The organism is Rhodococcus sp. SGAir0479 (genome assembly GCF_005484805.1).
GTDB lineage: Bacteria > Actinomycetota > Actinomycetes > Mycobacteriales > Mycobacteriaceae > Prescottella.
Map to the genome: position 1 here is coordinate 4,463,000 of NZ_CP039432.1, position 13,419 is coordinate 4,476,418.

Below are 13,419 nucleotides of genomic sequence, written 5' to 3' on the forward strand. Positions count from 1 at the left end.
CGCCTCCGATCAGTCGAGGATGCCGCCCGAGGCGGCAGCGGTCCTCACCCGTCGATGGTGAATCCGAGTCTCACAGCAGACCGTGCGTGTGTGCCGCCGTGACCGCGTCGCGGCGGGTGGTCACACCGAGCTTGCGGTAGATGCCGCGCAGATGGGTCTTGACGGTGTTGACGGACACGCACAGATCGGCCGCGATCTCGTCCGCGGTGCGCCACGTGGGCAACTCGGCGAGCAGTTGCAGCTCGCGCCGTGTCAGCTTCTCGGCAGTGGTGGCGGCCGTGCGCGGCAGCGACGCCCACACCGTGGCGGCGAAGCTGTCGCGGGGTCCGAAGCGTCCTCGGTTCGCGGACAGCAGGTCCAGGCTGGCCGACGTCATGTCGTGGAACGGACGAAGCACGCCCTCGGGTTCGGCGAGACGCAGCGCCTCGCCCAGCGCCTCGTGAGCTCGGGCCTCGTGCGCCCGGCGCCCGGCCAGTTCGGCTTCGACGAGCCAGGCGGTCACGGTGTTGGTGGCCGCCGCGCACGCGATCTCGCCCTCGAGCACCGGATGCAGAACACTCCGGGCGCGCTCGAGCTGGTTCGCGCACAGATGCAGGACGGCCTCGAGCAGGAGGACGTCACCGGTTCGCTCGAGAACGCGCGTCGCGGTGGCGACCAGCTCGTGGGCCCACGTCGTCTCTCCGATGTGCAGGTACGCGAAGTGGATGGACGGCAGACAGGCCGCGAGCAATCCGGGCGGGTGTGCCGCCGGCCTGCCCGACACGGTGGCCGCGTGCAGCGCGGCGACGGCCGCGCGGCGGTCCGGGGCGGTGTCGATCCCGAACAGTGCTCGGGCCATGACGCTTTCGGAGGACGTGTCGTCGGCTGCGCCGACGAGTTCGGCCGCGCGCGCGGTGTCGTTGCGGAGGTAGTGACACAGGGCTTCGAGCAGCGCGGTCCGGCGGGCGTCCGTCGCGTCGGGCGAGACGGCGACGATCGCCGCCGATCGGCTCTCGGCGGCCCAGGTGCCGGCTTCGCCGATCCGGCCGCGGCACAGTGCGACCACTCCCAGGGCGGTCGACGTCTGTGTGAGCAGTGGTGCCGAATCGCTCTCCCGGGCGTGGGCGTGTGCGCGCTGCAGGGTTTCCGCGGCGGACTCGAGTTCGCCGACGTGCAGTCGGACGCGACCGCGTTGCAGCGCCACGAACGCATCCAGCAGGTGGTCGCCCGATGCGACCTCGTCCGATCCCGGGGAGAGCGCGTGCAGCCGTGCCGGATCCCCGGAGTGCACGGCGTACTGCAGGCGGAGCGCGTCCACGAGCACGCGTGCCCGACCGTCGATCCCGGGGAGCGGCGGCCGACCGTCGATCGACGCGAGCAGAGCCTCGGCGACCGTGGGGTTGTCGCCGTGCAGATAGGCGGCGGCACGAACGAGACGGGTGGTCGGCCGGTCGCGGATGGTGCGTGGCGCTTCGGCGACCAGTCTCTCGACCGCGTCACCGTGCCCGTCGAGGACGAGTCCGAGACCGGATTCGGACAACACGGTTTCGACGTCGGCCACGTCGCCGGCCGTCACGGCGTGCTCGAGGGACAGCAGCGCGTCGCCGAACCTGGCGTACCAGCGCGCCGTCACGTGCTCGAGGTCGGCGACTGCACGCCGGCCGAGGAGGCTGATCTCGGCGCGCAGGTAACTGCGCAGCAGTGGGTGGTAGCGGAACAACGCGGGGGTGGTCTCGACCCGAGTGATCAGGAAGTTCCGGTGTTCGAGCAGATCGATGATCGCGTGGGCGTCGGCGCAGCCGGTCAGTTCCTCGGCGAGGGCTGCCGAGAACGTGGCAGGGACGGACGTCTTCACCAGGAACTGTCGGACCTCGTCGCTCTGGCCGGACAGTACCTGCTCGATCAGGTAGTCGGCGACCGCGCGGCGGCATCCCGTGAAGTTCTCGATCATCGCGCGCGCGTCGGCGTTGCCCGCAAGTGACATTCCGGCGAGTCGGAGGCCCGCGGCCCAACCCTCGGTCCGCTCCATGAGCGCCGACAGGTCGGCCGCGTCCAGTTCGACACCGTGCTCGGCCAGCAGGGCCGCCGCTTCTGCGGCGGTGAAGGCGAGGTCGTCGAACGTCACGTCGAGGATCCGGCCGTCGAGTCGAAGTTTCTGGAACGCCAGTGGGGGTTCGAAACGCCCGCACACCACCACACGAAGTTGTGCCGGCGGTGCCCGGAGCAGCATCTCCAACTCCGACAGGGCGTCCGGTTCGTGAAGAAGGTGGGCGTCGTCGAGGATCAACCACACCGGTCGGTCGAGCCGGTGCAGCAGTTCGGGGAACGGAAGTTGCTGTGCCCGTGAATTATCGGAGTCCGGTTCGTCTCCGGTGTGGAGCTCGCGGGGGGCGATGGCGGTGACCGCGCGGACGAGCTCCGCGCGCAGGTCCGCGGCTGAGTTGTGGACGTCGTCGAGCGCGGCCCACGCGACCAGCGGGCGGCCCGGCTCGTCGATCACCCGACGCGCCCAGTCCGCCAGCAGTGTCGACTTGCCGGATCCCGCTGGGGCGCAGATCAGTACGACCGACGACTGTTCGTCCGGCTGGCCGAGCGCACGGTCGAGGGCATCGCAGAGACGTCGGCGGTGCACGACACGGTCGCTGCGCAACGTCGGAATCTCGACGCCCGCAGCGAATCTCCCGTCTTGCGCGATGGACACCCGACATGCCTCCCACACAACGAGTTCATATCCGGACAAAAGGACGAACCGCCTGCAGCGGGGAAAGTCTAACCCGCGCAGGCGGTTCGTGGAGGCAGTATCGCGTCAGTCGCGGGCCATGGCGGCCTGCATGTGCTTCTCGATGTCGACGTACGCGTCGTCGGCGATGTCGAAGACGACTTTGGTGATCTTGCCGGCGCGGAACTCGAACCGGGGCTCCGGGTACGCGCTCGACACCGGGTCGGCACTGTCGTACCCGATGCACAGGCCCTCGCCGCAGAGCGAGAAATGGCCGAGGACCGTGCGGATCTTCTGCTCGCCGACCTGCTTGTCGTCGATGTAGAGGCGTAGCGGTCCGATGCCCTCCCGATCGGGCCCCATGCCTTCCTTCGTGAACTCGACCCCCAGGATGTGCTTGCCGGACGTGGGGACCGGCGCCGAAATCCGGTCCTCGGGCGGGATGCCGAGGAAGTTGTACGCGTAGGTCAACGTCCCGTCCTTGACGAACAGCGCGTGTCCGCCGAAGCGGGAACCGTGCGCGAAGATCACTCCCTCCGTGTCGGGCGTGAGGTCGACTTCGGCGAGGATCCGGTACGACACGCCGTGCACGTTGGCCGCCGACCGCTCGGGGATCTCGCTGGTGCCGGGGTAGTAGACGTACTGGCCGCTCGGCGGCACCGGCTGGTGGAACTCCATCCCGATGAAGGTCTCGAAGTCCTTGGGGTTGCCGAGAACCTGGAGGTCGTTGAGTGGCAGCACGTTGTTGGCCTCGGCCTCCGCCATCCACAGCGTCTTCAGTTCCTCGAGCTTGTCGGGATGCCGCGCCGCCAGGTCGTGAGCCTCGGCACGGTCCACATCGGTGTGGTACAGCTCCCACACGTCCTTGTCGAAATTTCCCGTTCCCGAGATCGGGCCGTGGACCGACACGGCCTTCCATCCCCGGTGCCACAGGCCGCGCTGGCCGAACATCTCGTAATACTGCGTCTGCTTCGCCGTCGGCCCGTCGGCGGGCGCATCGAACGAGTACGCCATCGACACTCCGGACAGCGGCGTCTGCTCGACTCCGTTGTAGGTGTCGGGCATCGAGACGCCGCACGCCTCGAGAATCGTCGGCACGATATCGGTCGAGTGGTGGTACTGATGGCGTACCTCCCCGCGTGCCTTCATCCCGGCCGGCCAGTGGATGACCAGCGGATCGCAGACACCGCCCTGGTAGGTGTAGCGCTTGAACATCTTGTACGGCGTCGAGAACGCCGCCGCCCACCCGGTGGGGTAGTGGTTGTAGGTGTCGGGGCTGCCGAGCTTGTCGACCATCGTGAGATTCTGCGCCTCGTCGTCCGGGTAGCCGCCGAAGATCTTGCCCTCGTTGACCGAACCGTTGGGGCTGCCCTCACCGGACGCCCCGTTGTCGGCGCAGTAGAGGATCAGCGTGTTCTCGAGCTGGCCCGACTCCTCCAGGTAGTCGACGATGCGGCCCACCTGGGCGTCCGTGTACTCCGAGAAGCCGGCGAACACCTCCGCCATCCGGCTGAACATGTGCTTCTCCTCGTCGCTCAGCTCGTCCCACGGCCGGACCGCGTCCAGTGGCGAGAAGGTGCCGTCCGGCATCGGATTCAGCGGCGTCAGGTCGGTGTCCGCCGGCAGGATGCCCCGCTCGATCATCCGGGCGAGGACCCACTCCCGGTAGGCCTCGTAGCCGTCGTCGAACATGCCCTTGTACTTGTCGATGTACTCCTGCGGCGCGTGGTGCGGGGCGTGATTGGCGCCCGGGCAGAACCAGAGGTACCACGGCTTGTCCGGTTCGGTCTGCTTGACGTCGCGGATCATCTTGAGTGCCTGATCCGCGAGATCCTTCGACAGGTGGTAGCCCTGCTCGGGGGTGTACGGCTGCTCGATGTAGCGGTTGTCCTCCGCGAGCGACGGATACCAGTTGTTGGTCTCGCCGCCGATGAAACCGTAGAAGCGGTCGTAGCCCTGGGCGAGCGGCCAGTTCTTCTTCGACGCGCCCGCGGTCCACTCGTCGATCGGCACGTTGTGGTTCTTGCCCACCCAGAACGTCGCCCACCCGGCATCGCGCAGCAGGTGCGCCATCGTGACGTTCGAGGGCGGGATGTGCGAGCTGTAACCGGGGAAGCCCGTGGACGACTCGGAGATCGAGGCGAAGCCGTTGAGGTGGTGGTTGCGTCCGGTCAGGAAGGTCGAGCGCGTGGGCGAGCACAGCGCGGTGGTGTGCCACTGCGTGTAGGTCAGCCCGTTCTCGGCGAGTCGGTCCATCGTCGGCATCGCGATCCGTCCACCGTACGGGGACCAGGCCGCCGTGCCGGTGTCGTCGTACAGCACGACGAGCACGTTGGGTGCGCCCTGCGGGGCCCTGTCAGGGAGGAAGGCGTCCCAGTCCGAGACCGAGTCCCGTACGTCCAGGTTGATGACGCCTTTGAAGTCCTTTGCCACGATCGCTCCTTTGCCACGAAGACGACAAGTCACCGTCCATCGTCGACCGCCGGGATCGCCTGCGCCTCACCCGAGTGAGGTGAAGCCGCGACCGCCGAACTCGAACACGATGAATCGACCTGAGACGGACAGGAGGTGGGAACGCGAATGGGTCACGGGTCACGAGAGAGCGGGCACGGACATTGGTGGCTGTTCGCGTCGCTCCAGGGATATCAGCGGGGCTGGCTGCGTCCCGACGTGGTCGCCGGTCTGACGGTGTGGGCGGTGCTGGTTCCGGAGTCGCTGGCGTACGCCACCATCGCCGGCGTGAGTCCGGTGGTCGGCCTCTACGCCGCAGTGCCGGCGCTGGTTCTGTACGCGGCCGCCGGCAGCTCGCGGCACCTGGTCGTGGGACCGATGTCGGCGACCGCAGCGCTGTCGGCGGCGATCATCGCACCGGTCGCGGGCGCCGACGGCGGGCACTATCTGACACTCACCGCCGTTCTGGCCATCGTGACCGGTATCGCCGGCCTGCTGGCGGGGTTGTGCCGCCTCGGCTTCGCCGCCTCGTTCATCTCCGAGCCGGTCCTGAAGGGGTTCATCGTGGGTCTCGCCCTGACCATCGTGATCGGTCAGGTGCCGAAGTTGTTCGGGATCCCGAAGGGCGAGGGTGACTTCTTCGAACAGGCATGGGACGTCGCTCGCCAACTCGGCGACACCCAATGGCCGACCTTCGCGATCGGGGCCGCGAGTCTGGTGCTGGTGCTGGGCCTCAGGAGGTGGGTCCCGCTGGTCCCGGGGTCCCTGGTCGTGGTGCTGCTCAGCATCGTGGCGGTGCAGACGTTGTCACTCGGCGACCACGGGGTGGACGTCGTCGGGCACATCGACGCCGGACTGCCGTCGCTCGGGTTGCCGGACGGACGGAGCTGGCAAGACTATTACGATCTTGCCGGGCCGGCGTTCGGCGTGCTGCTGATCGGCTTCGCGGAGGGGCTCGGGGCCGCGAAGACGTATGCCGCCAGAGCGGGCTACGAGATCGACGCCAACCGGGAACTGCTGGGACTCGGCGCCGCCAATCTGGGCTCGGGGCTGGCCTCGGGCATGGTCGTCAACGGCAGCCTGTCCAAGACCGCCGTCAACGGCGCAGCGGGAGCGAGAACGCAAGTCAGCGGGATCGTGGTCGCGGTTCTCACCGTCGTCACTCTGCTGTTCCTCACCGGCCTCTTCGAGAAGTTGCCGGAGGCGACGCTCGCAGCAGTCGTCATCGCCGCAGTGATCGAGTTGGTCGACGTCGCGTCGCTGCGACGGCTGTATCGGGTGTGGTCGAGGCGGCTCGGCAGCATCTACGGCTTCGCCGCACGTGCCGATTTCCTCGCCGCGATGGCGGCGATGCTCGGCGTACTGGTGTTCGACACGCTCCCGGGGCTGGTCATCGGGATCGGTGTTTCCATGCTGCTGCTGCTCTACCGAACGTCCCGGCCGCACATCGCGACCCTCGGCAGGGAGGGCGCCGTCTGGGTGGACACCGATCGACACGCCCACGCCACGACCAGGGCGGCTGCCCTGGTCGTGCGCGTCGAGAGTGGTCTCTTCTTCGCGAATGCGGACTACGTCAAGGAGACCGTCGAAGGCCGCTGCACCGACGAGACCCGTGTGGTGGTGCTCGACGCAGAAACATCACCCAACATCGATGTCAGCGCCGCCGAAATGTTGAGGCAGCTTCAGGACAGTCTGCAGCGCAGAGGAATCGAGCTCCGAATCGCCCACGACATCGGTCAGGTGCGAGACGTTCTGGGCGCCGCCGGCTCGAACGATCGGGTGCTCGAGGTGTTTAGCACTGTCGACGACGCATTGTCGGGAAGAAAGTCGCAGATCGGCCGTCACGGCCGGAAGGAGTGAAGGATGAGCAGCTATCGGAGTGCCGGCCTGCCGGACAAGACCCTCGATGCCGGGAAGCTGTGGGCGGGCGGTGTCGCCACGGCCCTCGTGGCGGCCCTCGTCGCCGTCGTGGGACTGGCGATCGTCCGGGATCTGGTCGACATCCCGGTGACGGTGCCGCCAGCGACGTTCGCCGACTCGCAGGCAGGGATCATGGCGGGGTACGCGGTGTTCGCGGCTCTGATCGCGACGGCATTGCTGCACGTTCTGGTCCTCACCACGCCGCGGGCGGCCAACTTCTTCGTCTGGATAGGCGTGCTCGCCACGATCCTGGCGGCGCTGTGGCCGTTCACGACTCGAGCCGAGATCGGATCGAAGATCTGCAGCAGCGCGATCTATCTCGCCATAGGATTGGCAATCGTGTCGCTCCTGTCGGGCACGGCCGCGGCCGCCCGTTCTCCGGGCGTCGGAACGCCGCGTCCGGACCCCATCGGCTGACAGTGCGATCGAGAACCGCCGGTGAATCGGAGGGCGGTCAGGTCTGTCCGTCGTTCCGCGGGGGGACCAGCCCGAGTGCCTCGAGTTCCCGGCGCGATTTGCGGTGCAGTTTGCGCCCGAGGAGCGGCCGCCCGTCGTCGTGGATGTACGCGCCATCCGGCTCCCTCGCGAGAGGCTCCTCCCAGGCCCGGTACAGCGCGGCCATTCGGAACGTGAAGCCCACGAGCACGGCCGCGGGTGCGGCGATCCAGTTGTCGAGGTGGAAAGCGTTGAGCAGCAGCCACACCGCGCCGGTCAGGAAGGCCGTGAACACGAACCACTCGCCGCGGATCAATTGCTTGGGGGTCACGCCGCAGCTGACGTCGATGATGTACCGCCCGGCCGTCGGTCCCACGATCGCGATCGCGAGCGCTCCGAGGACCGGAAGGCCGTGCTCGGTGGCTTTCATCGCGCCGACCACCGCGTACCACGGCAACGATGCCGAGGTCATGAACTGGAACAGGCCCTCCCGGAAAAGCTGCCCCGTCGCGAACGCGAGTGAGTAGCCGAGCATGCCCGCAGCCAGGCAGAGGGTGATGTACGCGGGATTGATGAGCGCGACGGGGACCTCGGCGAGCATCACGTCCCGGCTGATGCCGCCTCCGATGCCACCGATCAGGCCCATCAACAGGATGCCGACAACCGTGAAGTTCCGATAGTGGTCGGGTCGCCGCGCGAGGAGAGCGCCGTTGAGAGCGTTGGTGGTGGCGGCCACCAGATCGAAGAATGTGTGCTGCCCGGTCAGCTGGAAGTGACCGAATCCCACCGACATCGGCGTGGAGCCGGCTGCGAGAAGCTCTAACGTCATACGGGCGCCCCCTCGGGTTCCGCCGCCCGCGGCGGTGGGTGGATGAGCATCTCGGGGCGCCGGGCCACCAAGAGCCACACCGGCAGGATGACGATGCAGAGCAGCGGCAGAACCCCGATGTCCGCGACGGTCGTCGCCCCCATGAAGAGCGCCAGCCAGCCGTTGCGGGCGACCACGAGGACCGCACCGAGTACGCCGGAGGCGATCGCTACCGCGAGCGGCACGTCGGGCAGTGCACTGTGGGCGGTCAAGCCGACGCCCACGCCGACGAACACGGCCGGGAAGATGCGGCCGCCGCGAAAACCGCAGCTCGCGGCGACGAGTAGTGCGACCAACTTGACGATGGTGACGAGTGCCAGCTCACCGGTACTTTCGCCGGCAGCGGAGGCGGTGAGCTCCTTCATCTCGTCGAGACCCTTGAAGAGGGTCAGCTCGCCCCCGATCGCGCCGAGCACACCGAGCGCGACACCGCCCGCGGTGATCGCGAGTACCGGGTTGCGCAGCCGGTGAAACACCCGGTGTATCACCGGGAAGGCGTAGACCGCGCCCAGACAGAGCACTGCCGCCGCGAGCGCCACCACCGCCCCGGTCACCAGGTCGATCAAGCGCGGATCGGCGTACGACGGGACGTCGACCGAGAGCACCGGACTGGCCAGGAACACCATCGTCAGCGCGCCCGCGCCGGCGGCGACCAGCGGCGCGAAGAGTGTGCTCCACAGCTGACGATTTCCCTGCGTCGCCACCACTTCGGTGAACACCAGCGCGGCCGCGACCGGGGTGCCGAACATCGCGCCGATCGTCGCCGCCGCGGCGATCATGACCGCGACCTCCACCGGGACGCGTCTCCACAACCGGCCGACGATCCACACGGCGATGGCGGTGTTGATCGCGATGATCGGGTTCTCCGGCCCCAGGCTCACCCCGCCGGCGAGTCCGACGACGATCGCCAGTGCCAACCCCGGCAACACCGACAGGTTCAACGGGGCGGACACCAGTCCGGTCGTGGCGGGATCGGGCCCGGCGTGCCCGGGGATCTTCCACACGATCACGCCGACGACGAAGCCGACCGCGGTGAGCATGCCGAACGTCCACAGCCGGGAGCCGTCGGCGACCCCGGCCCAGTCGGGAATCCGGGTCCACAGCAAATCCTGCAGCGCGCCCGCCGCTGCACTCAACGCGAGCAGCGACAGGGCGCAGAGGACGCCGATCAGGACCGCCGGCAGCGCGAGGACGGCGAGCTGTCGGGCCGTCGGCGCCGACGAGGGAGAGTGTGTCGTCATGTCGAGCGCTGTCAGTGATCCACGAACGCGATGTGCTCGCTCGTTCCGGCACGGCACCTCGCAGCCATGTGATCACCCCTTCGCGTCGCCTCGCCTTCCACCGTGCGCAGTCCGCCGGCCGATGACCTCACCCGAAGCGGGTGATCCGTCCGAGTGGGCGGCAATGGTTCTCTGAGGTGATCGATCCGACCGGGAGGCGACCATGACATCGACACCGCTGCCGTCGTGGCCTGCGGAGGCGACGGGTCTGCCGGTTGAGTTGCGCAACGAACAGGCGTCGTCGTTCTCGGGATACTCGTGATGGCACCCGTATTCGCGCCGACGCTCGTCGGTTATCGGAAGGCATGGCTGCGGGCCGATGTCGTGGCCGGGCTGAGCGCGGGGGCGGTCGTGATCCCGCAGGCGATGGCGTACGCGACGATCGCGGACATGCCCGTGCAGATCGGCCTCTACACGTGCATGGTGCCGATGCTGGTGTACGCGCTGCTGGGCGGCTCGCGCACCGCGAGTGTCAGCACCACGTCCACGATCGCGACGCTGACGGCGTCGACCCTCGTCGGTGCCGGTATCGCCGCCGGGTCGGAGGATGCGCAGGCCGCGCTCATGACGCTGACGCTGATGGTCGGGCTCATCCTCGTCGGCGCCCGCGTGCTGCGGCTGGGGGCGATCATCGAGAACATCAGCGAGGCAACACTGTCCGGCATCAAGGCCGGTGTCGGGCTGACGGTGGCGGTGAGTCAGCTGCCGAAGCTGCTGGGGGTTCCCGGGGATCCCGACGCCACCGGGTTCTTCCACGTGCTGAACGGTGTGCTGGGCCAGGTCGGGGACGCCAACGGTGCGACGGTGGCGCTGTCGGCGGTGTCCGTGGCCGCGCTGGTGGCGTTGGGGCGGCTGGTGCCCCGGGTCCCCGGGCCTCTCGTCGTGGTCGCCGTCGGGATCGCGCTGATCGCGTTCACCGGACTTCGCGATCGCGGCGTGGAGGTGATCGCCGAAGTACCACAGGGAATTCCACTTCCCGGGGTACCCTCGCTGCACGACATCGCGGATCTCCTGCCCGGCGCGCTCGCGATCTCGGTGATGGCGTTCCTGGAGACCGTCGCGGTGGCACGAGGGGTGCGGCGGTCTTCGGAACCGCAGATCGGCAGCGATCGTGAGCTGCTGGCCAACGGTGTTGCGTCGGTAGCGGGTTCGTTCTTCCACACCCTGCCGCCCGCGGCCGGCTTCTCGCAGACCGCGGTTGCGCTGCGGGCCGGGGCCCGCACGCAGGCCAGCGGTGTCATGACCGCGGTGCTGGCCGTGCTCGTGGCTCTGTTCCTGGCCCCGGTGCTCAACGATCTTCCGCAGGCCACGCTCGGCGCGATGGTGGTGGTCGCGACGCTGGGGCTGGTCGATCTCGGCTCGTTCGCTCGGTACTGGCGGGTGAACCGGGTCGAGTTCTGGATCGCCGCCGCGACGGCGGCCATCGGTCTCTCCGCGGGGCTGCTTCCCGCTGTGCTGGCGGGCGTCCTGCTCACCCTGTACCTGGTGCTGCGCGAACTGGACCGCCCGCACGTGTCACAACTCGTGCGCGAGGTGGCCGGCGGTTGGCGTGCGGTGGCTCCGGACGAGGGCGCCGTGCCCTCGGATCCACTGGTGCTGCGGGTCGATTCGGGTCTCTACACCGCCAACGTCCGCGCCAACACCCGCGAGATCGCCCGACGCGTCGCCGCGGGGCACCCGTCGACGCTCGTGATCGACTGCTCCCGGCTCACCCAGGTGACGACGACGGTGATGCGCAGCTTCCTCGACCTCACCACCGAACTGGAGGACTCGGGGGTCGACGTGTACTTCGCGGCGCTGCCCCGCAAGAACCTGGCCACCGTCCGCCGCACCGCACTCGGGCGTGAGTACGAATCGCGCGGACGGGTGTTCGTGGACGTGGAGTCCGCGGCTCGGGCATTGTCGAAGTGACGGGGGTGTGGAGATGGGCGAGCTGATACTGCAACTGCTTCCGGAGCTGGCGGGGATGGCCGTCACGCCGGCGGCGATCGCGGGTTGTGTGCTGCTGCTGCAGACCAAACGCGCTCTCGCGAACGCGTTCGCGTTCTTCGGTGCGTTCATGATCGCGTACACGGCCATCGGCGTCGCGGCGCTGCTCGGCGGTGCGACGCACGAGACCTCCCGCTCTGGTGCCGTCAGTCACTGGGCGGGTCTGGTCGTCGGCCTGGTCTTCCTCGCGTTCGGGATGTGGCAACTGATCCGCAGACGGTCGCCGTCGGACACGGGGCCGGAGTGGATGCAGCAACTCGCCGACGCCAAGCCGCGCGGCGCGTTCATCATGGGGGCCGCGCTGTCGATCGTGAACCCCAACCTGGCGATCATGATCTCCGGGATGACGGTGATCGCCGCGGCGGAGACCACCCCGGGCGCGGCGGTGTTCGGGACCGTGCTGCTGCTGTCGGCCGCGGCGCTCGACTTCCTGGTGCCGATCGCGGTCTACGCGGCGTTCGGGGACCGCGCGAAGAGCGCTCTCGGCGCCGTCAAGCAGTGGATGATCACGCACGAGCGGCCGCTCACGCTCACCGTCTTCTTCGGCTTCGGCGCTCTCTTCGTGGTGCGGAACCTCGTCGCGCTGCTGTGACCGTCAGGCCCGGATGGTGCGGCGGTCGTCCGCGAACGTCAGCGTCTCGTACGCGATCAGGGCGAGCAACACCGCGGTGAGGACGGCGAGCGACACCAGCGCGGGCAGGTGCCACGCCACCGGGATCAGCGCCGCGAGCACGACGGCCGTGACCGCGCGCGGAACACCGAGCGTGCCCACGCCGTACATCTTGAACACGACCAGCGCCGCGACGTACAGGGCCGCGCCGCCGAACAGTGCCACCAGCGGCCAGCCCTGCAGCGGATCGGTGAGCCGGTGATGGTTGCCGTCGCCGACGTAGTAGAGGACCTTCTTGAGGCCCAGCGAGAGCAACACGATGCCGATCACCATCGGCAGGTGCGCGTAGCTGTAGCAGCGCTGCGCGATCTGGATGCGGCGCCGGCCGCCGGCCGCCTCGAACGCGTGCTCCACCGTCAGCGACGTGACGTCGAAGTATGCCCACCACAGCAGGGACGACACCGTCAGCCCCAGCAGCGACGCCACCACAATGGCCCACGTGATGGGCAGGCTGGCGACACCGATCCCGATCGCGACGATGGACTCGCCGAGCGCGATGATCACGAACAGTCCGTGCCGTTCGGCGAAGTGGCTCACCGAGCGCAGACGCCAGTCGAGACCCCCGACGAGCGTGCCCAGGTAGTCCCCGGCCAGCGCGAGGAACCACATCACCGTCTGCCACGGCCCGGTCAGCTGGGAGGCGATGAGCAGGAAGGTGGTCCCGGCGAGCATCGACGGCACGAAGCGCTTGACCTGCCCGCGCAGTTGCGGGTCCTCCTTGCTGATCACCAGGAACACGAGGATGTGCAGCAGGCGGACCGTGAAGTAGCCGAGCGCGAACACCATCGGACCGTCCAGCCCACCGGGCAGGTCGTCGAACGCCTCCGGGATCGTGAGAGCGACGATGAACACCGCGGACATCGCCGCGAGCATCGCCAGCCGGACGATCCCCTCGTCGGCGCGCACGAGGTTCGCGACCCACGAGTACCCGACCCAGCTCCACCACAGCACCGCCATGACGAGGATGCCGTGCAGGAGATTGACGGCTGTGGGATCGTCGGCCATGAGATCGGTGACTCTGGTGATCGCGAAGACGAACACCAGGTCGAAGAACAGCTCGAGCGGCGAAACCGACGCCCGTTCCTCGGTGGGGCGGGTCGTCATTCGT

General features: G+C 68.5%; 9 protein-coding genes. 4 read left to right on the forward strand and 5 right to left on the reverse strand.

Annotated elements, in window-relative coordinates; genetic code table 11:
• Positions 1 to 70: 70 nt before the first annotated feature.
• Both E7742_RS20640 and E7742_RS20645 read right to left on the reverse strand, forming a co-directional pair.
• Positions 71 to 2,680 (reverse strand): LuxR C-terminal-related transcriptional regulator, encoded by a 2,610-nt coding sequence (locus E7742_RS20640; RefSeq protein WP_254699087.1) that lies wholly within the window; start codon positions 2,678 to 2,680, stop codon positions 71 to 73.
• A 105-nt stretch (positions 2,681 to 2,785) separates the two neighbouring features.
• A complete protein-coding gene (locus tag E7742_RS20645) occupies positions 2,786 to 5,131 on the reverse strand; it encodes an arylsulfatase (protein WP_137800649.1) in 2,346 nt (781 codons plus the stop codon).
• A 147-nt stretch (positions 5,132 to 5,278) separates the two neighbouring features.
• Here E7742_RS20645 and E7742_RS20650 point away from each other — a divergent pair, with 147 nt between their 5' ends.
• Together E7742_RS20650 and E7742_RS20655 are read left to right on the forward strand one after the other, a co-directional pair.
• Positions 5,279 to 7,009, forward strand: a complete 1,731-nt coding sequence (locus tag E7742_RS20650) for a SulP family inorganic anion transporter (protein WP_137800650.1) — start codon at positions 5,279 to 5,281, stop codon at positions 7,007 to 7,009.
• A gap of 3 nt (positions 7,010 to 7,012) precedes the next feature.
• Positions 7,013 to 7,486 carry a DUF6069 family protein gene (locus E7742_RS20655; protein WP_137800651.1) on the forward strand — a complete coding sequence of 158 codons (474 nt, stop codon included), beginning with the start codon at positions 7,013 to 7,015 and terminating at the stop codon, positions 7,484 to 7,486.
• A 37-nt stretch (positions 7,487 to 7,523) separates the two neighbouring features.
• Here the strand turns inward: E7742_RS20655 and E7742_RS20660 are convergent, their stop codons facing one another.
• Together E7742_RS20660 and E7742_RS20665 are read right to left on the reverse strand one after the other, a co-directional pair.
• A complete protein-coding gene (locus E7742_RS20660) occupies positions 7,524 to 8,333 on the reverse strand; it encodes a trimeric intracellular cation channel family protein (protein WP_217497513.1) in 810 nt (269 codons plus the stop codon).
• Positions 8,330 to 9,613, reverse strand: coding sequence for an ion channel protein (locus E7742_RS20665; RefSeq protein WP_137800652.1), 1,284 nt, complete (start codon positions 9,611 to 9,613; stop codon positions 8,330 to 8,332). The genes E7742_RS20660 and E7742_RS20665 overlap by 4 nt, the downstream gene beginning before the upstream one ends.
• A 300-nt stretch (positions 9,614 to 9,913) precedes the next feature.
• Here E7742_RS20665 and E7742_RS20670 point away from each other — a divergent pair, with 300 nt between their 5' ends.
• The gene (locus E7742_RS20670) at positions 9,914 to 11,563 is read left to right on the forward strand and encodes a SulP family inorganic anion transporter (protein ID WP_137800653.1); all 1,650 of its coding nucleotides are present in this window, start codon (positions 9,914 to 9,916) and stop codon (positions 11,561 to 11,563) included.
• 13 nt (positions 11,564 to 11,576) lie between these two features.
• Positions 11,577 to 12,233, forward strand: a complete 657-nt coding sequence (locus tag E7742_RS20675) for a GAP family protein (RefSeq protein ID WP_137800654.1) — start codon at positions 11,577 to 11,579, stop codon at positions 12,231 to 12,233.
• 3 nt (positions 12,234 to 12,236) lie between these two features.
• Here the strand turns inward: E7742_RS20675 and E7742_RS20680 are convergent, their stop codons facing one another.
• The gene (locus E7742_RS20680; RefSeq protein ID WP_137800655.1) at positions 12,237 to 13,415 is read right to left on the reverse strand and encodes a low temperature requirement protein A; all 1,179 of its coding nucleotides are present in this window, start codon (positions 13,413 to 13,415) and stop codon (positions 12,237 to 12,239) included.
• Positions 13,416 to 13,419 lie beyond the last annotated feature (4 nt).

Excerpts from the sequence above, each read along its gene's own strand:
- E7742_RS20650 (WP_137800650.1), top strand. The coding sequence starts at position 5,279 with ATGGGTCACGGGTCACGAGAGAGCGGGCACGGACATTGGTGGCTGTTC.
- E7742_RS20655 (WP_137800651.1), top strand. The coding sequence starts at position 7,013 with ATGAGCAGCTATCGGAGTGCCGGCCTGCCGGACAAGACCCTCGATGCC.
- E7742_RS20660 (WP_217497513.1), bottom strand. The coding sequence starts at position 8,333 with ATGACGTTAGAGCTTCTCGCAGCCGGCTCCACGCCGATGTCGGTGGGA.
- E7742_RS20665 (WP_137800652.1), bottom strand. The coding sequence starts at position 9,613 with ATGACGACACACTCTCCCTCGTCGGCGCCGACGGCCCGACAGCTCGCC.
- E7742_RS20670 (WP_137800653.1), top strand. The coding sequence starts at position 9,914 with ATGGCACCCGTATTCGCGCCGACGCTCGTCGGTTATCGGAAGGCATGG.
- E7742_RS20675 (WP_137800654.1), top strand. The coding sequence starts at position 11,577 with ATGGGCGAGCTGATACTGCAACTGCTTCCGGAGCTGGCGGGGATGGCC.
- E7742_RS20680 (WP_137800655.1), bottom strand. The coding sequence starts at position 13,415 with ATGACGACCCGCCCCACCGAGGAACGGGCGTCGGTTTCGCCGCTCGAG.